Annotated in this window: 16 protein-coding genes; 7 read left to right on the forward strand and 9 right to left on the reverse strand. The window is 62.9% G+C overall.

The features are described 5' to 3' along the window. Nucleotides 1-35: 35 nt before the first annotated feature. From BH95_RS27365 to BH95_RS27380, 4 genes are read right to left on the reverse strand one after another with little or no spacing between them, the layout of a single operon-like run. Nucleotides 36-404, reverse strand: coding sequence for a hypothetical protein (locus BH95_RS27365; RefSeq protein WP_032407144.1), 369 nt, complete (start codon nt 402-404; stop codon nt 36-38). Beyond that, on the reverse strand, nt 401-2536 hold the full coding sequence (locus BH95_RS27370) for a hypothetical protein (protein ID WP_032407143.1): 2136 nt from the start codon (nt 2534-2536) through the stop codon (nt 401-403). The genes BH95_RS27365 and BH95_RS27370 overlap by 4 nt, the downstream gene beginning before the upstream one ends. Beyond that, nucleotides 2533-4341 carry a hypothetical protein gene (locus BH95_RS27375; RefSeq protein ID WP_072692251.1) on the reverse strand — a complete coding sequence of 603 codons (1809 nt, stop codon included), beginning with the start codon at nt 4339-4341 and terminating at the stop codon, nt 2533-2535. The genes BH95_RS27370 and BH95_RS27375 overlap by 4 nt, the downstream gene beginning before the upstream one ends. Then, nucleotides 4338-5714 carry a tyrosine-type recombinase/integrase gene (locus BH95_RS27380; RefSeq protein ID WP_052060218.1) on the reverse strand — a complete coding sequence of 459 codons (1377 nt, stop codon included), beginning with the start codon at nt 5712-5714 and terminating at the stop codon, nt 4338-4340. The genes BH95_RS27375 and BH95_RS27380 overlap by 4 nt, the downstream gene beginning before the upstream one ends. 423 nt (nt 5715-6137) lie before the next feature. On the opposite strand from BH95_RS27380, the gene BH95_RS28055 reads away from it, so the two are divergent. From BH95_RS28055 to BH95_RS27390, 3 genes are all read left to right on the forward strand, one after another. Further along, nucleotides 6138-6737, forward strand: coding sequence for a hypothetical protein (locus tag BH95_RS28055; RefSeq protein WP_141215048.1), 600 nt, complete (start codon nt 6138-6140; stop codon nt 6735-6737). Nucleotides 6738-6838: 101 nt separating this feature from the next. After that, the gene (locus tag BH95_RS27385) at nt 6839-7429 is read left to right on the forward strand and encodes a hypothetical protein (RefSeq protein ID WP_141215467.1); all 591 of its coding nucleotides are present in this window, start codon (nt 6839-6841) and stop codon (nt 7427-7429) included. A 115-nt stretch (nt 7430-7544) separates the two neighbouring features. Further along, on the forward strand, nt 7545-7784 hold the full coding sequence (locus BH95_RS27390) for a hypothetical protein (protein ID WP_141215468.1): 240 nt from the start codon (nt 7545-7547) through the stop codon (nt 7782-7784). Between the two features lie 77 nt (nt 7785-7861). Here the strand turns inward: BH95_RS27390 and BH95_RS27395 are convergent, their stop codons facing one another. Further along, a complete protein-coding gene (locus BH95_RS27395) occupies nt 7862-8701 on the reverse strand; it encodes a hypothetical protein (RefSeq protein WP_141215047.1) in 840 nt (279 codons plus the stop codon). Between the two features lie 549 nt (nt 8702-9250). Further along, on the reverse strand, nt 9251-10228 hold the full coding sequence (locus BH95_RS27400; RefSeq protein ID WP_032407140.1) for a hypothetical protein: 978 nt from the start codon (nt 10226-10228) through the stop codon (nt 9251-9253). A 389-nt stretch (nt 10229-10617) separates the two neighbouring features. Between BH95_RS27400 and BH95_RS28060 the strand changes: the two genes are divergently transcribed. The 4 genes from BH95_RS28060 to BH95_RS27420 all read left to right on the forward strand — a co-directional run bounded on the left by BH95_RS28060 (nt 10618) and on the right by BH95_RS27420 (nt 14893). Continuing rightward, nucleotides 10618-11796, forward strand: a complete 1179-nt coding sequence (locus BH95_RS28060; protein ID WP_139278552.1) for a sensor histidine kinase — start codon at nt 10618-10620, stop codon at nt 11794-11796. After that, complete coding sequence (locus tag BH95_RS27410; RefSeq protein WP_015586188.1) at nt 11793-12461, forward strand: response regulator; 669 nt, start codon at nt 11793-11795, stop codon at nt 12459-12461. Before BH95_RS28060 ends, BH95_RS27410 begins: the two co-directional genes overlap by 4 nt. A gap of 72 nt (nt 12462-12533) precedes the next feature. Continuing rightward, nucleotides 12534-13736: a glycosyltransferase 87 family protein gene (locus BH95_RS27415; RefSeq protein ID WP_015586189.1), complete on the forward strand. Its 1203-nt coding sequence runs from the start codon at nt 12534-12536 to the stop codon at nt 13734-13736. Further along, a complete protein-coding gene (locus tag BH95_RS27420) occupies nt 13733-14893 on the forward strand; it encodes a glycosyltransferase family 4 protein (protein WP_015586190.1) in 1161 nt (386 codons plus the stop codon). Before BH95_RS27415 ends, BH95_RS27420 begins: the two co-directional genes overlap by 4 nt. A 289-nt stretch (nt 14894-15182) precedes the next feature. Here the strand turns inward: BH95_RS27420 and BH95_RS27425 are convergent, their stop codons facing one another. The 3 genes from BH95_RS27425 to BH95_RS27435 are packed head-to-tail and all read right to left on the reverse strand — an operon-like array spanning nt 15183 to nt 19506. Then, a complete protein-coding gene (locus tag BH95_RS27425; RefSeq protein ID WP_015586192.1) occupies nt 15183-15560 on the reverse strand; it encodes a hypothetical protein in 378 nt (125 codons plus the stop codon). Then, entirely contained in the window at nt 15557-17638 is a 2082-nt protein-coding gene (locus tag BH95_RS27430) for a hypothetical protein (RefSeq protein ID WP_139278551.1), read from the reverse strand. Before BH95_RS27430 ends, BH95_RS27425 begins: the two co-directional genes overlap by 4 nt. After that, on the reverse strand, nt 17635-19506 hold the full coding sequence (locus BH95_RS27435) for a hypothetical protein (RefSeq protein ID WP_141215469.1): 1872 nt from the start codon (nt 19504-19506) through the stop codon (nt 17635-17637). Before BH95_RS27435 ends, BH95_RS27430 begins: the two co-directional genes overlap by 4 nt. Nucleotides 19507-19520: the final 14 nt, after the last annotated feature.

Here is a 19520-nt window from a genome sequence, read left to right on the forward strand (position 1 = left end):
TGGGTCCATGGGGCAACGTCCGACGATCTACGTCTTCAGTCCGTGGTCCGGAGGTGGGTGACGTTCGAGAGCTCCTCGACTCGGCGGAGAAGCGAACGGTTGTCGATCGACAATCGCTGGATGCTGGCAACTGCCAGCTCCAGGTCGGTGGTGAGGTCGCGGTTGCGCTGCCGAATCTGGGTTACTTCGTCCGAGCACCGGTGTGGGGCGACATGGTCGGTCACAGGTGATGTCGAACGCTTGAGCCGATTGACCGTATGGGGATAGCGTCGGCGAAATGTGGTGTTCGCCAACCCCATGTGTCGGGCGAGTGCGAGCACCGACGGTGTCCGGCCGGACGCATCCTGGAGGTGTTCGATCGCGGCGTCGATGGCGATCGTGTCTTCGTCGCGCTTCTTTGTCATCTCTTCCCCTTGTGGGTGCGATCGATATATGGGTCGGCGTGGCTGTAGCGGTCGAGGAAGTCGACCAGGCGGCGCAGCCGCTCACGCAATCGGTGGTCCAGTAGCGGTGGCAGGTCGGCTCTGGTGGTCAATTCCTGCTCCAGGTGGTGGTGTTCGGTCCGCAGTGCATCGAGGTTGGCTGTAGTGAGGGCAGTATTGCTGCATTCGAGCGGTTGGCAGTGACCGAGTTGTGGGAGCACGTTGCCGCCCTGGTCGGGCCGGGGTTGGCACATCGCTTTGTCGGGGTCGAAGACACAGAGCGCAAATGTTCCGGGGTAGATCGCGGGATCGGATCGCTTCATCAGCCGCTTGATGCGGGTGCTGTCTGTGATGACGGTCCCGGAGAACGCGGCTGCGGCGGCGAACGTGTCCAGACGGTAGTGGGCTAGGTCGGCGGCTGGACCGGTGACGGGTGCATGGAGGTGATCGGTGGCGATGGCCATCAAGTCTTCGCCGCGAGCGAGAGCCTGTTCGGCTTCGACTTCGGCGCGGAACCCTGAGTCCGAGGTGCCTGCATAGCCTTCGAACATTTGGATGCTCAGGTGACGGTAGGCGATGGCACCGGCGATCGACCCGCCCGGCCGACGGGCGATGAACCATGCCAGCGTCCTGCGAAATTGCCGTGTACTCAGAACCCACTGTTGGCCGTTGACCAACGGAATCGACTCTGTAAGAGCGTGTTCGGTGCAGTAAGAATTGATCCAGATCGCGAAGTCTTTCAGTTGTCCGGAGGTGGCTTTGGTGGTCAAGACCCCGACCGTGGCGTCGTTTCGGGGGCGGACCTTCTGCGAGCCGGGCGGGTGCGAGAACAGCAGAGCCCGGCCGTGCGGGTGCATCTTCTCGAGGACCGAGATCGCCCTGGCAGCGGGAGCCCCGACGGTCCACTCGGCGGTGACACCGTGAGGATCGGCTTCGCCTTTGAACGCCACGCCGGTCAGCGTCCATCGGTAGGGGGTGCCGTCGGTATCGCGCGCGGTGCTCAGGCAACCGCGGCGTAGGTGTTTGATCTCGGCGTCCCGCATCCCGGAAAGAAACGCGATGACGATGTAGCAGGCGATGTGCAACATTCGCTGCAGATGCAGGTACGACTTTGTGGGATGCTGGCGCGCGATTCCGTCGATCCATGGGCGACCGTGGAGTCGCCCCTCGATGGCGATAGGCATCCAGGTGTAGTCGGTGACTCCGACTCGCGCAGCGCAGGCAAGGACTTTGCCGCGGATCGCAGGGTTGGTGTCGAGTCCGTTTCTCCCGGTGCCGATTTCGGCGGCGATCTGTTGCATGTTGGGGCGGCCTTGATAACCGGGGAGCGGGTCGTTTTCGGCCTTGTGTCGTGAGAGATAGTGTTCGAGCGCTTCGGCGGCACCGCTGTTACGCCCGTACCGTCCGTTGGTGCGCCGTGAACGGTAATCATCTCGATGCGCAGCGGCGGCAAGGATGTCGCCGGAGAAGTCGTCGACGAAACGGATCGCCCAGGTGATCAGCGGGCCGAGAACGAGTTCGGGGATGCGGCCGGTCGCGTTCTCGGTGGTACCGGGTTTATGCATGGTCCAGCCGTCGATGCGGCGTGCGTCGAAGGACAAGGTGTCGGTGAGGCAAGTGCGGTACCGCCAGAGCATGCACACCGCCCGTCTGGAGTTCTCGCGCGATCCGAATCCGACGGACAGAGTCATCAAATGGCGGTGGTAGTCGAGGACGTCGGCCGCGGTCAACGAACCTAACGTCGGAACGGACGGTCGACCGGACTCCGGTGCGCGATCTGTGAGCCAGTGCAAGAACTTGCGCACTTCGACAAATGTGCTGCCGATCCCGACGACGGATTGACGCCGCTCGCCTGCAGGTAGTGGACCGGAGAGCATCGCCAGGCACAGCTCCTTGGCCGGCAATCGATAGGGGGCGGCGAGGGTGTCGAAGTTGACGACCACTGATCGAACATGTGCTTGTGTCACTGCAGCTTCCAGCCGCCAGGCATCGTCGCGGAATTGTGAGGTATCGGTCAGTGAGTAGCCAGGGCGAAGCCATAAACCGGTCAGGACGTAGCGGCCGTCGATCGATGGGCCAAGTTCGAGGTCGGTGCGAGTAGACGGGGTGTTCATGGATGCTCCCAAGGATCTTCGGCAAGTTCGAGGAGACACTCAGGTGCCTCGGCGGCTGCTGTGGCGATCTGCGTAGCAGTGAATTTGGGGTAGATGTCGTGGTGGATCGCGGTCCAAGTCGGTCCGTAGCGCGTCCACCAGGTGGGTTCGTCGAGCTCGGTGCGTCGCCTGGCTATGGTCGCGGTCAAGGTGGTGATGGCCGGTAGATGAGCGGTGGTGACGACGCAGTTGCCGCAGTGGAAGCAGTCCAGGAATGACACTCGTCGACAGGCACGGCCGGTAACAGGGTGAGCGGAGGAGTCGGCGCATGCTGTCCAGGCACCCTCCTCGCCTGCAGCCGGTTCATCGACGTCGGTGCCGGCGCGCACCTCGAGTTCTGTGACGCCGTGTTCGGCCAAGACGTGGGAATGTGCGGAGAGGGCCGCTGCTTCCGCATCACGGAGGGCCTCGGACATCGTCTCTCTCGCCCACTCCTTCGCGGTGGGATCGCCGCGAAGGTAGTGACTGAACAGCACTTCGACGCTGTTCGAGCGGGCAGCCGAGGGCAGATGTCCACCGACCGAGCGAGTGCGACGGACCTCGACACTGGTGCGTACTCGACGCATATCCAGCCCCAGTGGTGTGGTGTGTCCGAAGGCGTCGGCGTCCGTGTGTAGTCCTTGGAGCCTGCTCCACTTCGACAAATCGGCGCGGCCGGTAAGGGTTTGAGCGAACGGGTTGTGGTGTTCGGCGACGGTTCCGCGATCGTGGTTGGTGTTTCGCCATGATGACCAGAGTGCGGTCGGATCGCTGAGTGCCCGCCCACGCTCCATGAGGCGGTGCAGCAGCAGGTACAGCCCGCCGGGCGTGTGCAGTTCTCGGTGCGGGGGTCCGATTTCCCAGGTCACGGTGTCGTGCCATCGGTTCGGTCCGTTGCGGCGTTTACTCAACTGGACCTCGATGGCTCGGTCTCCGACGATCCGGTGCTCGGCGGGCAGTTCTTTGAGGGCTTCGACGTTGCGGCCGGTGACTGCAACGAACAGGGTCAGCAGTGGCGCCAGGTCGGCACGCGTGACGAACAGTTGACCCGCCCAGGCTGTGCGTTGATGACGGTGGCGGACGATCGGTCCGCCGGGCACCGGGACGACTCCGGTAGCTGCCATGTCCCAAATCAATTGCTCGGCTTGGGTTGTCGGTTTGACGTCCATCCCGTCTATAGCCTCGAGGTGCTCGTTTCCTGCTGTTGTGCGCGCGCGAATGGCCCCCACGTCGGTGCGGGCGGCATCGACTAGACGCGTGAATTCGCCGTCGGAGTACCCGGTCAGAGAAACGAGGGTGCCTTTGCCTGATGGGGTGCTGATGTGGTCGAGGACCTCGATATCGAGATGGCTCGCTAGGGGAGGAAGCCGAAGAAGCAGGCGGAGTTCGCTGAGCTCGCCTGTGCGGGTGGCGACGGTTCGCGGTGTGTCGATCCTGTTGAGGAACATCTCGACGTGGGTCACGGTCAGGTCAGCCGGTGAGGCGGGGCTGTTGTCGAGGCTCTCGAGAAAGCGCAGTAGCCGTGCGACGAACGAGAACACGGTAGTAGCCGAACTGTGGGTCCGTCTGTCACCGGCGGGACCTATGCGTAATGCCAAGGCTTCTGCCACCGGAGCATGCCAGTTCGGCATGGCCAGGACCTCGACGTCGAAGGTGCCGGTGCGTCCGTCGTCGCCGTGGAAGTCGACGACCAGAGACGGTACCGAGGATGGTCCTGATGGCGGGCGATAGATTCCGGGCGTAGGGAGCGGGGCATGTGTCCCGGGGTGAGTTCGCGATTCGGTCACAGCACAACACCGGCCGCCGGGAGAGTCGCTGCGTCGCCGGCACTGGCCGGATCCGGTGTGGGGATTTCCCAATCATCCGGCACAAGCGCCATTCTCGTCTCCATCTCGAGTTCGGCGAGCGCGTGGAGATAGATCTGTGTGGTCACCACGGATCGATGTCCGAGTCGGCGGCGTACCCAGTCCAGCGGGTCACCGAAGATGCGGGTGTAGTGCCCGCGCTGGTCCGGGTTCAGCTCGCCAAGGGCAGCGATGTGACCGCGTTGGAGCTGTTCGAGGGTGATGACGGCAAACGTGTGCCGGAGCATGTGAGCATGCGCCGACAGCGGCACACCGGCTCGCTGGCAGCGGGTGTTGGCCTCGGCGAACATCTTCTTCCACGCAGCCACTGACAGCGGCATGCCGTGCTCGCCGAGCCAGAACGCGGCGGGTTCGAGACCGCCGGGGCGCGCAATCAGCAACTGCTGGCGCTCCGCCCAATTCAGCTCCGAGACTTTCACGGTCCGCTTCAGCGCGGCACCGGTGACGTGCGTGGCGATCGCGTGTTCCGGATCTTCCACCACCAGAGGGTGCCGCATGCGCTCGTACCGTTGTTTCTCTCGGGCTGCAGCGATGACGTCGGCTCGGTCGAAGGCACTGTAAGTAGCCAGATCACGAACGAGGGAAGCCGGAACGTAGACCCACCGTGCGGAGCGGCCTTTCGCGATTGACCCGGGAAGCCAAAACCGCTGATAACCACTGCGATTGGTATCGATGTGTGGAAGCTCCAGCACGGTGAGTGCAGATTGTTCCGAGATCCGAAGGCCCGTTCGGACCATCACGTCGCAATAGGTAGCGTTACGCCCCGACCACCGGCCACGGAAACCTTCTCGCGGCATCCCGGCGGCGTCGAACCCGCGGACACCGACCTCGCGCCACCTGCGATAGTCGGCAAGGGGAAGCCACTGGATGCGGTCCCGGCCGCCGTCGTGACTGTAGGTGGCAGGGCGCAGCTCGTCGGATCGCCGCGAGACCGCATACCCGGTATGTGCAGGGGCAGGCCGTCGCCAGGTCTGTGGGATCGGATTGACTCGCACGTGTCCGGCGGTGTGAGCCCACCGGTAGAACCTGTTTACCGCCGCCACTTCACGGTTCCACGTGTTGCCGGACACGCGCGGGCCATCGGGATCATGTCGTCGCCAATGCAGATACGAAAGGTGGTCACTGTCTTCGATGTCACGCCAATGACGTTCGCGGTCAACATGGTTGACGAAAGTCAGGAAGCTCGCGAGGTCGCGGGCGTATCCGATCTGTGTCATCCTGGCCATGGTGGCCATCGCAGTGGTGCGGAAGAAATCGTTCAGATCGGTGTCGTAGTCGAAGGCGGGCGAGAGCAAGAACGGAGTCCCTGGAGTCTGACGAGTCTCTTTGAGCCAGTCGGTCCAGTCATCTGTGTAGGTGACGCCGTCTGCGGTAGGTGAAGATCGGGACTTGGAAAGTTCTGCGGCAGTGGTACGAACATGCCATCGGCTGCTTGTCATCGCCGCTCATGATCCGGTCAGTGACCGAGTATGCACAAGATTTGCTGCCTAAGTTTCAAAATTCCGATCGGGAACGGCAAGGGGTACCTTCAGCTCTTATGACGGTCGTTCATCTTGTGTCTATTGTCCAAGGTTGATTTAGAGGCTGCCTGCGATCAACGACTCCGGCGGTTGTGTGCGGACTCGATCGCCTGCCCGGGAGAAGCGTGCCGCCGGCTGGAAGATGCGCCCCTGCTCGGGGAGGTCGAAGCGAACGAGGTCAAGTGTAAATTCGAGACGGTGAATGTCCCGACGTGGCAACAACTCACAGCGCGCAATGCCGCGGCGACCGACCTCAACATGTCAGGCTCGCTGCACGTTGTCGGTGTGACCGACACAGGCTTCGTCGACGACCGTTTCGAGTTCCGCTACGGCCGGGGTGACCGCTGGTGGGTCGAACGCAATGGCGAGATCGTCTACTCATCGTCGAGCTCCACTGATACGGTCCCCGTCGCCCGCATCGATGGACAGATGGTCCACCAACGCACCACCAGCCTGATCCGCCTCGGCGCACTGTTCACCCCGCGAGATCTCTTCGGCCCGCGTTCACTCCTGACTCGGCGCACACCACCTCAGCACGTCACCCAGGGCCCGACGGCGATCGACCACGCTGACCGTCCGGCATGGTCGACCGAGCTGACATCGCCCACTGGACTCACCACGACAATCGTCATCGACGATGGAACCGGCCTCATCGCGAGCCTAAGCAGCCGCGATCACAGCAAGGCGCTCCACCTCGAGAAACTGACCGAACACGCTGAACTGCCCGACGATCGATTCGCGTGGGACGGTGACACCATCGAATCGAATGATCTGAGGAGCTTCCGGCTGTCCTGGTAGCTCACTGCCGAGTGACCCTGGCTGGTACGTGGTATCCGATCTGCATGCAGACGTGCGCGTATTCCTGCATGCACGGGTCGACGTGCGGATGTGGTCGATCCGTGCGCAGATCAGTTCTGGGGCGGGCAGCATGGACGACCATGGGCGATGTCATCGAGTTTGTGCCGCGGTTCTCACTGACTGATCGGCAGCGGAAGTTGTTACGGATCCACGCGTGGGTGTGCGCCGACATGGCGTACGACGACGTCGAGGAGCGCGGTGATGATCCGGTCGACACGGTGCGGTGGTGGTATTTGTTGAACCGACTTCCCGAATGCACATTCGCCGAGTCCGCTCTGTGGCGACGTCAGATGGCCCGATCTTTCGACGACTTGGCTCAGGACCTCGACGCCGGTCGGCTACCCCGGCCTCACACGATCGCCGAACAGCTCGCGCTCATGATCGTCATCGCCCAAGCCGCCGCAGCGCTGGCCGATGAGGTGTACGGCGACGATGTTGCCGTACTGGCGTCCCATCCGCGGGACGTCGACTGGGACGCCGTCACAGACGTTCTGATGGGCGACCGCGATGTCGAGGTGTTCTATCACCCGGCGACAGCGGCACACGGTCTACGTGTCTTTCCATGCGATACGTGGTTCACGGCCATGGACGGACACGAGCCACGTGACCCTCGGCGGGGATTTCGACGGTAGAAGCCTCGGGTCATCGCGAACACAACGCGACCAGCAACTTGCCATTGTTCGGCAGGTCTTTGATGCTTGATGGTGTTGTGCACTATGGCTTTCCGTGTTCGGGTACGGTGCGATTATGGCTACGAACATGCTTATCGACCCGGCTCGTGTCGTCACCGCCCGAGGCCGTCACCTCGGGAATTATCGCTTCGGGCTCGTCCGCTACGAGCCTGAGAAGTGGGGGCGGATCATCACAGCCCCAGATGAGGGTCAGACGATTCTCGTTGCACCGGTCGACGGCTCGGACGCGTTCGATCTATCGGTGATCCGCGACGCTGAGTTCGACGTTCTTCCGGTTACCTCGGATGGTGTCTGAGCCGCCCAGGGGGAGAAGCAGAGGGCTGACACCGTCGAGTGTGCTTCCGCGGCTGGGGGTGTGAGCCTTTGCTCGTGTCATCCGAGGCGACGGGACGGGCGGGGCACTTTCTCGGGTTCGTTGTTGTCGACGACGTTCCAGTAGCGGCCGTTGGCGTCCATTACCGAGTACCAGATGCTAACGAATGCGGGAGCCGGGTTCTGCTCGGCGGGATCGTCTGATTCCCACCGGATATTGAACGTTTCACCCGCCTCGAGCACGGCCTGCCTCCGCCAACCACCCGATCTGATCGGTGTGTCCTCCGACAGGGCTGTCTCTGCGAACGCCCGCATATTCACCGCGTCAGCGTCGTCTTCGACCTGGGCGCGGAAGCCGTGAATTTCGATCTCGTACAGCGGGTCCTTGCTGCGATTGGTGAATTCTGTGCGCCACTGTTGCTTTCGGTTCGCGTCGAGGCCGTCGGGCCACGGGAGCATGTGCAGTAGTCGGACCTGGTTCGCCTGGTCCTCCAGGTCCGAATGCCGCGTCGATTGGTACGACCGGAGGGCGAGTACGACGCCTGCGGCGGTGAACAGAGCACCACCTGCCGAGACCCATGCCGGCAGCGAGCCCAGATCCACGTTGGTGTGGGTACTCGTCAGAGCAAGGACGGCGACCAGGCCGAGCGCTACGGCCATGGACCACGCCCAGTCTCTTTTGCGTGGACGGGCACGCCAGAAATCGCTGATGGGGCACCCGATCGCGGCACAGCCCAATACAAGGCCTATGAGAGCTGTGGCTACCCAGAACTCCTGGAAGACCCGATCTACGGTCCACCCCGTCCGGTGGAGGGAAAAGGTGCCGAAAATGACGGCGAGTGCACCGCACACCAGGCCTGCGATGCGGCTCCAGGGGCGATCTCCACGCATTGCTTTCACCCAATCACCCTAAGGAGGTGAGCCCACCTGTGCCGCCTGCAGGCACCCTCGCGCCTGGCCGGGTTGGTGTGCAGTGCAACCATCGACTGCGAACTTCCGAACTGACCACGAACAGGCAGACTGGCGCAGCAGGGGCAAGGCCGCACAACGACCCCAGCCGCCCTGGAAGCTAGGCCGTAAGCACCGTGGCACTCGCGCACCAGACAGCTACACAGCACCCCTAGAGCCCGCCCCAGCACGATCGGCAGCCTGGCCGGGCCTTGCCCAACGGACGGTTCAACGCGCGTTCTCTGCGATCGACACCTGCTCGTCGTAGAGCACCGCGTCGAAGTGCACGAAGTTGCACCGCCTCGAATACGCCGGCTTCGTCATCGCCACCAATGCCAACAACGTGAGGGTGGATTCGTAGAGTGCGAACCATTCGTTCTCTGACCGTTTGCAAATGCGGGGTTCATCGCCGTGTGCGAGGTGATTGCGGGCGTCGACGAGGTCTCCTTCCCTTACCGCCCTCGGGCAGTTGGCCGCAGAGCCGATTTTGGGCCTCAGGCACTACGACGCGAAGGTTCCAGCCCAGTCACCAAGGGCGGTGACAAAACCTGCAGTGTCATCTGGGTCGACCTCGGCGATCCACTCGTGGCCGCGACGTATGCGCAGCTTGCCGTACGGGTTGGGTCTGCCCGGGGAATGTGTGTGCGGTCCGAAGCGAACGGGAGTGATGTAGCACGGTGTGTCGCCGTCGCTGATTTTCCCGGGGTGCACAGCGACAACGCAGTGTGCCTCGCAGGGATCGGTATGTGCCCGTGCGCGTCCGCCGTGATGGTTGCATGCAGCGACGAGTTGTTCCATCCGTCGGATTTGTTTCGCGGCCCTCAATCGGTCTCCGAAATCGAGTCCTTCGCTGTAGCAGGTGCGTAGGTAGCCGGATGCGCCTTCGGGTAGAGGTCCTATGGAGCCGAATTCTTGAACGCGGGTGACCAGGCCGGCTTGATTGACTCTGCTGTCGGTTTCGTATTCGTCGCGAGTGTGGTCGAGTAGGTCGCGTCGTTCGTCAGCGTCGGTTTCGAGTTCATCGGCAACAGAGAGTCGTTGTGTGGTGGTCAGGTCGTCGAGTAGGGAGATGAAGTAGTCGTCGACGAGCTGCTCTGCCAGTGCCGAGGACGTCCACGTTTCTCCATGGCGCAGGCCGTCGGTCGAAACTGTTTGTGGCCCAATTCTATTGGATGTTCGGAGCTGCACGATCAATTTCGATATGGCCGTGGCTATCTCTGGGTAGGTGTCGAGCCACATAGCTGCGTCCCATGCGGATTCCGATAGTTGAGTGAGGTAAAAAGCAAGGCTGTGAGCGTACGAGGCGCTGGCGACGGTGGTGATCTTGATGGAATGTTCTTCTGAGTCGAAGCCCGGCCACGTCGCGATTACCGCTGCCCGGTCGTGTGATGCCTTCATTACGCTGTAGCTGGTCATGATGGTGCCGCCTTCTCGTTTGAGAGCCGGGCCGAGCCGGGCGACCAGGAGTGCACGTGGCACTGCCAGACTGGTTGCCAAGCAGGGACAGCCGAAATAGTGGAAGATTCGCCGGAAACCCCGTAGCACCACCACGGCGTCGCTCCTGACCATTCGAGTATGTCACCCGAACGTGGCTGAGGGCAACGACAAGGGCTATGTCCGGCTCGCCGTAGGTCGTTCAACCTGTGTCACCGTCCACAGTCGATCTAGAAGCTGTCTGCGATCAGCTTCGCCGCGCGCCCACGACTGCATCGTGGGCGGCCGCGCAATCTTCGATTTGAAGCGGATCTTCTCAAAGTAGGGTCGTGTCGGTGATTGCCGAACTGACAGCCGGAATCAAAACGGCCCTGCGCCCGACGTTGCCCACAATGAGAGGGCGGACCGACGAGCCTGGTAGTCGGCCGAGATTCATGGCGCTTGCAGCTGGAGCGGTGCTTGTCGCCGTGCTGTTCGGTACTGCGATAGGTCAACTGACGAGTATGGTCAACTCGGTCGCCGCCAGTTACGTCCTCGGCGCTGTTCAGACACTTCCCCTCCTTCTGATCCGGGTGGCACCTCTGCTGACCTGGCAGTTGATCGCACTCGGGATGTTCGCCGGAACGCTGTCAGGGCTGGTTCAGGAAGAGGTTTTCCCATGGCCGGCGGCAAGTTGCATTGCGGCGGGGCTCGCCCTGTATCGAGTGGCCCGAGTGCATCCGCCGAACGTGGGAGCCGCGGTCGCCCTCGTGTCCTTCCTGGCGGTCGTGGTCCCGACTGTCTTGACGGTGAAGATGCCACCGTTCGCTTTGCTGATCATTGCCGCGACGTTGGCTGCGATCACCGTCGCGGGAGTGGTCATGATGCGACTGTCGTCGGCGGAAACCGCCCTGGCGGACGAACAGCAGCTCCGCATGGGACAGGAGCGGCGTCAGGCGGTGATCGAAGAGCGGGCGCGGATCGCACGGGAACTGCACGATGTAGTGGCGCACCACATGTCGATGATCGCGGTGCAGGCACAGGCCGCACGGTTCAAGAGCCCCGACCTCCCACCCGAGGCGATTGCGACGTTCGACGACATACATCGCGCATCGGCAACCGCACTGACCGAGATGCGCCAGGTTATCGAGGTCCTTCGTGACCCGGACGAGGCAACTGAACACTCACCGGCACCGAACCTGTCCGACATCGGCGCCCTTGTGAGCCAATGGAGCGCGGCCGGAGCCCACGTCACGTTGTATACGGACGGGGAGCTCGACACGCTGCCGGAAGCGCTGTCCACTACCGTCTACCGCATCCTCCAGGAATCGCTCGCCAATGCAGCACGTCACGCACCCGGCACGAAGGTTGAGATACGCGTGACCCGCACGAACGACGAGCTTCGGGTGACTGTCGGCAACGAAACCGAACAGGTGTCCGCCGATTCGAGAGGCCGAGGACACGGACTTGTCGGTATCTCCGAGCGGGCAGCCGCATTCGGCGGAAGCATGACTGCCGGGATGACGAAGAACGGACGATTCGAGGTGTCTGTAATCTTCCCAGTTCGCGGACGAAACATCCCACCACGCAGTAACATTGGCGATGATCCGAGCGCAGTGGAGCGCCGCCGATGACCATCAGGGTTCTGCTGGCGGACGACCAGGAATTGGTGCGCGACGGAATCGCAGCCGTACTCAGGGCCGAACCTGACATCGTCGTGGTCGGTGAGGCCGCGAACGGTGCGGAGGCCGTCGATCTTGCTGTCAGCCTGCGGCCCGACGTTGTCGTGATGGACATCCGAATGCCAGTGCTCGATGGAATCCGGGCGACCGAGCAGATCCTCGCATCACTGGGCGAGAGGACGAACTCGATCCGCGTGCTGATGCTCACGACGTTCGACCTCGACGATTACGTGTACGAAGCGCTCAGTGTCGGTGCAAGCGGGTTTCTGCTCAAGCAATCCACCGCAGCGGATTTCGTCCGGGGCGTCCGCACAGTCGCGTCCGGGGAATCGATGCTGGCACCGACTGTCACAACCCGGCTCATCTCGGAGTTCGCCCGGCGTCGGCGCGGTCGCCCGAACACCGCCGCAGTGTCGGCGTTGACTCCCCGAGAGCTCGACGTGTTGGACGCTCTGGCCACGGGTCTGTCGAATCGAGAGATCGCGTCCGATCTCGTGCTGGCGGAGGAGACAGTGAAGACCCACGTCGGGCGGATTCTCACCAAGCTCGACCTTCGTGACCGGACGCAGGCTGTCGTTTTCTACTACGAAAATGAACTCTCCCACCGACTCGACTAGCTCCTCCGGGGGATGCCGAGTTTGGCTCCGATGCGTGACGACATAGTCCCACTGTCTTTGTAGCGTCGAAACATGCTCTTACAGAGGGATTCTCGTAGCATTGTCGGTCGGGACCGCCTACTCGTCGGGATCTACGTGGCACTCGCCGCGTACACGGCCGTGTACGTGATGACCACCGAATTGACCACGCATCGGGTGTGGGGAGTGTGCGCTGTCACTGGCTATCTCGCTGCGGGTGCGGTCCTGTTGCGATCACGTAATCGACCTCGAGCGGCTGGTGTCGCTGTGTTGGGCGCTGTGTTGGTTCCGATGATCGTGCTGATCGGGGGCGCACTCGCGCAGCTCGAGGTTGCAGTAGTCATCGACTCGGCCCGCCACTTGCTCGACACCGGCAGTCCATATGTCAATGACCCTCACGAGCTGACTCAGTACAACCCGTACCTTCCGGCGATGGCGTTGTTCGGGCTGCCTGGCGTCGTCCTGGAGGGTCCGCTCGGGGACCCCAGAGTCTGGTTCGGAGTGTTCTTCGCCGCCTGTGTGCTCATCGTTGTTCGGCTGACGAGATCCGACCGGGGACGAATCGATCAGGAGTCGTTCGGGAAGCTCGGGCTTCTCACAGCGTCCCCTCTCATCGCGATTCCGCTGTGCACAGGTGGGGTGGATCTGCCGGTCATCGGTGCTTGTCTGCTCGGTTTGGCGCTGATGGCGGCAGACCGCCGATGGGCCGCGGCTGCTGTGTTGGCGTTCGCATGCGCACTGAAGTGGACCGCATGGCCGGTAGCCATCGTCGCGTTGGTACTACATCGTCAACGCGCCGGTACATGGTCAGCAGTGCGGGTCAGTGCGGTGTCCGTTGCTCTGGCGGGAGCGGTAGTCGTTCCTCCAGTGATCCTCGATGGCGGCGCACTGGTGGAGCACACGGTGTTGTTCCCACTCGGTCGCGCAGACGTTCCGACTCCGGCAGGCTCGTCGGTGATCGGCGGCGCGTTGGCGGAAGCGGGCGAGTACGGCCACATCGTTTCTTTGCTCGCACTTTTCGTCGGTGCCATCGTCATCGGAATCAGACTGTGCGTGAAACCACCGCGCACGTTCGCGGCGGCCTGCTCGATCGCTGCACTCGGGCTCACCGTGCTGTTCCTTCTTGCCCCTTCGGCCAGGTTCGGGTACTTCGCCTACCCTTTGATGTTCTGGGGAATGGCGTGGATTGCGAGGGTTCCCGGAACGGACACCGCCGTCTCGAGTCCCAATCGTGAAAGCGAGCGGGTCGCGGCATGAGCCGGACCTTGATCGTGACCAACGACTTCCCGCCGAGGCAGGGCGGCATCGAAACGTTCGCATCGGAAATGGCTCACCGCTTTCCGTCCGAGTCGATCGTGGTCTACACCTCGGCGGAACGCGGAGCAGCCGCATACGACGCTTCGCTTCCATTCTTGGTCATACGGGACCGCAGCCGAACCCTGCTTCCGACGGGACGGGTGATGCGCAGGGCAGGTCGAATCGCGCTCGAACACGGCTGCGATACCGCGTGGATCGCTGCCGCAGCTCCCCTGGGCCTGATCGCTCCCGCGCTTCGGGCCTGCGGGGTGAAGCGGGTCGTCGCCACCACTCACGGGCATGAAACATGGTGGGCCAAGGTTCCTTTGACGCGGTGGGGATTGCACACAATTGGCCGTTGGGTCGACGTGCTGACGTACATCTCCGGCCATACCTACCGCGCAATCCTGCCAGCGGTTACGCCCGATACAGCGTTGGTGCGTTTGAGCCCGGGCGTCGACGTCGAACAATTCAACCCCGTGCGCGGCTCCGTGGCGGGCCCCGATCCATCCCCGGACGGCAACAGCGGCGTGATCGTGTGCACCGCGCGTCTCGTCCCGCGGAAAGGCCAGGACTCGTTGATTCGTGCGCTTCCTGCGGTTCTGGAACGACATCCCGACACCACGTTGCTTCTCGTCGGCGACGGCCCTGACCGTCGACGTCTGCAGCGTCTGGCCCGGACAAAGGGCGTGGAGAACGCGGTGACCTTCGTTGGGGGACTTCCGCACGAGCTCGTTGCGCAAGTCCTCGCCGGCGCCACGATCTTCGCGATGCCGTGCCGAACGCGTCGCCTGGGACTCGAAGAGGAGGGACTCGGTATCGCATACCTGGAGGCCTCCGCCATGGGACTGCCGATCATCGCGGGTGATTCCGGAGGTGCCCCCGAAACCGTGCAGGCAGGCCGAACTGGCTATGTAGTCAAAGACGTCGAGCAATTGACCCAAGCCATCGTCGAACTCCTCGACAACCCGGTCCGCGCCCGCGCGATGGGTGAACGCGGACGCAGTTGGGTTGCGGCGCAATGGACTTGGAATACCGCGTATTCAACTCTTCTCACTGCTCTGTTCCCGAACGTCCTGGCAGACGGCCAGGATCGGTCGAGTACGCCACAACAGTGATTCGCAAAACCGCCTGACCCTGCGATCTAGACCTACAGCTCAGAGCGGTGGCGGTAACTCGGGGCGGGTGTGAGCCGGTCCGGGCACGAGAGCTGCAACACCGGAGTCGCCGGAGCTTCGAGGTGGGGTGAGATTGTCGCATTGGGCTCAAGGCTTCGCTCCATTCGCGTTGGCCACTGGCTTGCGTATCCGCCCGGGAAGCGTTTGGGCACGCGATATGTCAACCTGACCAGCGAGGTCACGGCTACGGCCGACGCGGATCGGAGTTGGGCTGGAGAAGGTGCCAGCTTCATCGAGGTCTGAGTGTGGTGACGCCGGACGTCTTATCGAGCTCCGCTGTCATCGCTGCGTTGTCGAGGGTGAGTTGACGGATTGCGTTCGCGTAGATCGCCACTAGCTTTTTCAGGTCGGAGTTATCGCGCCGCAGTCGAGCGAGATCGTCTGCTGCACTGTCTTTTCGGCTGACCTGTGTCGCTGCCCGACTCTTGTTTTGTTGCTGGAACCAGGTGATGAGGGCGGGATAGTTCCGGTAGAACGTCGCGTGGGTAATGCCGAGACGGTCCTCTACCGAGGTGACGGTTGCTCGACGCCCCGATGTTTCGCATTCGGTAAGCACGCCATCCATCGCGGCCTGGACTGCGGCGTCATCGGGGAGTGGTTTCTTCACGGTGCTGTGAGTGAAACGTTGTGCTCGTCGGTGAGGAATTCTGCGATTTCGGATCGTTTGAGTTGGAGGCGGTGACGAACATAGGGGCCCAGACGGACGGTGTCGGAGAGTTCGCGGTCGTAGGACTGCAGCGCTTCCTTCATCTGCTCGCGGTTGCCGGTGGTCAGTGCTGCGTTGCGGCAGCGCAGTGGTTGGCAGTCCGGCAGTGACGGTCCGTCTCGTCCGTCGCTTCGTCGGCAGAGCGCGCGGTCGGGGTTGTGGACGCAGGTCACGAATTCGCCTGGGTAGATGTGGGGGTCGTGACGTGCCATGTGGCGTTGCATTCGTTTGGGGTCGTTGATGACCGTGCCGTCGAATCGAACGTGACGCTCGAATTCAGCGAGCCGTCGTTCTGCCTCGGCGGCGGCGGGTCCGGTCAGACGGTGCAGATCCGGGTTGGTGATCAGGTCGGCGAGCTTGTCGCCGCGGGCGATGTCGTCTTCGGCTTCGTCGCGGAACCCCGACTGGGAGGTGCCGGCGTAGCCCTCGAACATCTGGACGCGCACGTGGCGATATTGCAGTGCCCCGGCGATGCTCCCGCCGGGGCGTCTCGCGATGTACCAGGCCAGGGTTCGCCGGAACTGTCGGCTGCTCAGCTTCCATGCCGCGCCATTGACCTCGGGAATCCGATCGCGGTGACCGAGTTTGCTGCTGAATTTGTCGATCCAACTTACGAAGTCGGCCAGGTCGCGGTTCGTGGCAGCGGTAGATTTCACATGGTTGGGCCGCGGGCTGCCGCTTCTTCTCGAGGTCGGGGGCAGCGCAAACAGGTATTTCTCCGTCGTGGGTTGCAACCGTTCCAGGACTGCAACTGCCCGTTGTGCAGGCGCGGTAACGACCCAGGTGGCGGCGACCCCGGTGGCCTGTCGTTCACCTTTGAACGCCACTCCGGTTATCCGGTGCCTTGCGACCTTTCCGGTGTCGTCCCGCCATACCGATACGCATCCTCGCTGTAGGTGTTTGACCTCGCTGTCCCGCATGCCGGAGAGGTAGATGATCACGATGTAGCAGGCGATGTACAGCATCCTGGTGAGTTCTTCGAGTTCCGCATATCGGATCCGTCCCCGCCAGAGTTGTCCGTCCAACAGTCCGTCGATCGGTGCCCGCAGGTAGGTGTCGTCGTCGATCCCGAGCTCGGCGACGGCAGCGATGATGACCGCGCCGGCGGGCCGGGTCGGGCCGACGACCGAGCGGCCGAGATTGGCTTCGCGGCGCAGGTGACTCAAATTCACCGTTCCTTGGTAGGCCGGAAGCGCGCGTCGTTCACCGCGATAGCGAGCTATTACCCGGGAGATCGCCGCGACGTTGGCCCGTGTGTCTGTCTGCGGCCCTCGGCGATCTTGTCCCGGCGCGGCCGGGGGTCTTTGCAGCGTGTGCCACTCTGCCCCGGCGCGGAGCACATCGGGTGCGAAATCGTCGACCCATCGCATGGCCCAGACCAGTAGCGGTGCGTGCACCTGCTCGGGTATGCGGGCGGTCTCGTTCTCGTGTCCGTGCTGGGAGTGTCCGGACCGGGGTGTATCGAGGGCGGCGGCCGGATCGAAGGTCAAAGGATCATCGAGGTGTGCACGGCAGAGCCACAGCAGCTGAAAGGCCCGCGGAAGGTGCGCTCTGCTTCCGTCGGTGAGGCGGAGCTCGTGCACATGCTGCTTGAAGGCCCGTAGGTCGTCGCGCGTGATCGCGGAGATCGAGCGTAGGCCACGGTTGTCGACCCAGCGCAGGACCGCACCCACTTGCCCGGACAGGTTTGCGACCGTGTCGATCGCCTTGATGCGTTCGCACCCGCGAGGACGATCCGCCCGGAGCAATGCGTAAGTAACCTGTTTCGCGACCTCGCGAAAACTCTTAGGAACATTGGTGAAGTCGATGGATATCTGCTTCTGGTGTTGTTGTCGCTGTGCGGGTCCCAGCCTCCACACCGTGTCCGAAAAGCGTGCCGTGTCTTCGAGTACCGCGCCCGGTCGCAAAGTTCGGTCCCCGAGCACCAGCGTTTCGGCAGATATCCGTGCTGGCCCGGGGTGGGGTGCTGGCAAGCTCATGCGAGTTCCTTCAATCCGTCGAGCAGGTCGGCGGGTAGGTCGTCAGGTTTCGCGGCGCGGGCCTGTTCCTGTTGCGCATCAGTAAATTTGGGAAGTATCAGGCGGGTGATGATCAGCCAAGTGACGCCGTGCCGACCACACCAATCGTCGATGTCGCGTTGGTCGAGATCACGTTGAAGCCAGTCGAGCAACGAGAAAAGGTGGGGGAGGTGGCGTTCGGTGACCAACGCGTTCGGGCAGCGCAGGCAGGTCAGGAAGGACACCCCACACACTCCGCCGCCGCTGAATGGGCTGTGCTCGAAGTCCAGACACGAACTCACCAAGGTGTCCAGTTCGCCGTCGACTGCGCGCCGGATCTGATCGACCGAAACACCCAGTCCGGCGGCGGTGCCAGTTGGATCCGACACGAATGCAGCCGCCCCAGTGGGTCCGAGAATTCTCCCACGGAAGGCATGAGCATTGTGTTCTGCCTCGTGGAGTGCTTCGGTGAGTACCTCATCGGCCCAGTCACGCACCCTAGGATCGCTACGCAGGTAGTGCAGAAATGACACATCCGGCGTGTTCGTTCTCGACGCAGACCTGAGATGCCCTCCGACAGCGCGTGTTCGACGCACTTCCACCGTGGTTTTCAGACGGTTCATCGACAACACCAACGGTTCCGCCCCCGGACCATTGCCGTCGGCTGTCAGACCATGCTGCGCAACCCACTTGCGATGCTCGAGCCATCGGCCAACCTGCAGATCGAAAGGGTCGATGTGACCGTTGGCTGCCGAGCGCGTCCGGATGAAGTCCGCTGTTCCTCGCATGTTGTCACGTGTCCAAATGGACCACACCCGTCGGCTACCGCTGAATGCTCTGCTACTGCTGGTCAACTCGTGGAGCAGTAGGAAGAAGCCGCCGGGGGTGTGCAGTCCGGAGTCGTTCGGGCCGCCCTCCCAGTGCACTGTTTCGCAGGTACGAGCCTTTCCTCGCCGGCGCTTGATCACGTTGACCGCTACCGCGCGATCCTCCAGAACGCGGTGCTCGGGCGAAAGCTCCTTGATTGTTTCGCTGTTACGGCCACTGAGTCCGACGCCCAGCACGAGCAGGGGCAGCACGTCGCGGGTCGTGAGAAATAGTTGACCGGCCTTCGTCAGCCATCCGGCCAGGTCGGTGACAGATCCGGAGACAGTGCTCGGGCGTTGCGGTGGTGTGACGGCACCGGTGCTCGCCATCTCCGCCAGATGCGCGGCTCGCTCGCGTTCTGCCGCTGAAAGCGTGTGCGGCTGCAGCTCGAACACGGACAGCAATCGCCGCGACGACCGCAGCCGCCCGCGAAGGGCAGCGACGTCCGAACGTGCCGCTGCCATGATCGCCATGAACTCGCGGTCCGAGTATCCGGGAGCCGCGCCGGCCCCGGGTCGGTGAGGTTCATGGAAGTCACCCGGTCGCGCTACGTATTCTGCGACCTCCCAGTGCAATCGGGTGACCGGCAGGTGGCGAAGTATCAGTTTCACTGCAGCCATCTGTTGGGTCACGCGCGTCGCAGTGGTTCTTTTGAGCTGCAGTGCGCGATAGTGCTCGAGATTCGCCACCGTCACTCGGTCCAAACAGACAGGCGGCTGTGGGAGATCGCCGAGGAACCTCAGGAAACGCTGCAGAGTGATCCACCCGTTGTCGGCACCCGAACGGGTGCGCACCTGACCCACCGGCCCGATTCGAGCCGCCCATGCGACAGCCAGATCGGCGTGAAGCTCAGGGCAGGGCAACCGCGCGAACGAATAGTGCGCTGTCCTGTTGTCCTCGCCGTAGAACCGCACAACCGGCGGGTCGCCTGCTGATTGCTCGGTGACATCGGGCTGGTAGTAGCCATCTGGATGCGGTGCCACGTGATGCAGTCCCG

Source organism: Rhodococcoides fascians A44A (genome assembly GCF_000760735.1).
Lineage (GTDB): Bacteria > Actinomycetota > Actinomycetes > Mycobacteriales > Mycobacteriaceae > Rhodococcoides > Rhodococcoides fascians_E.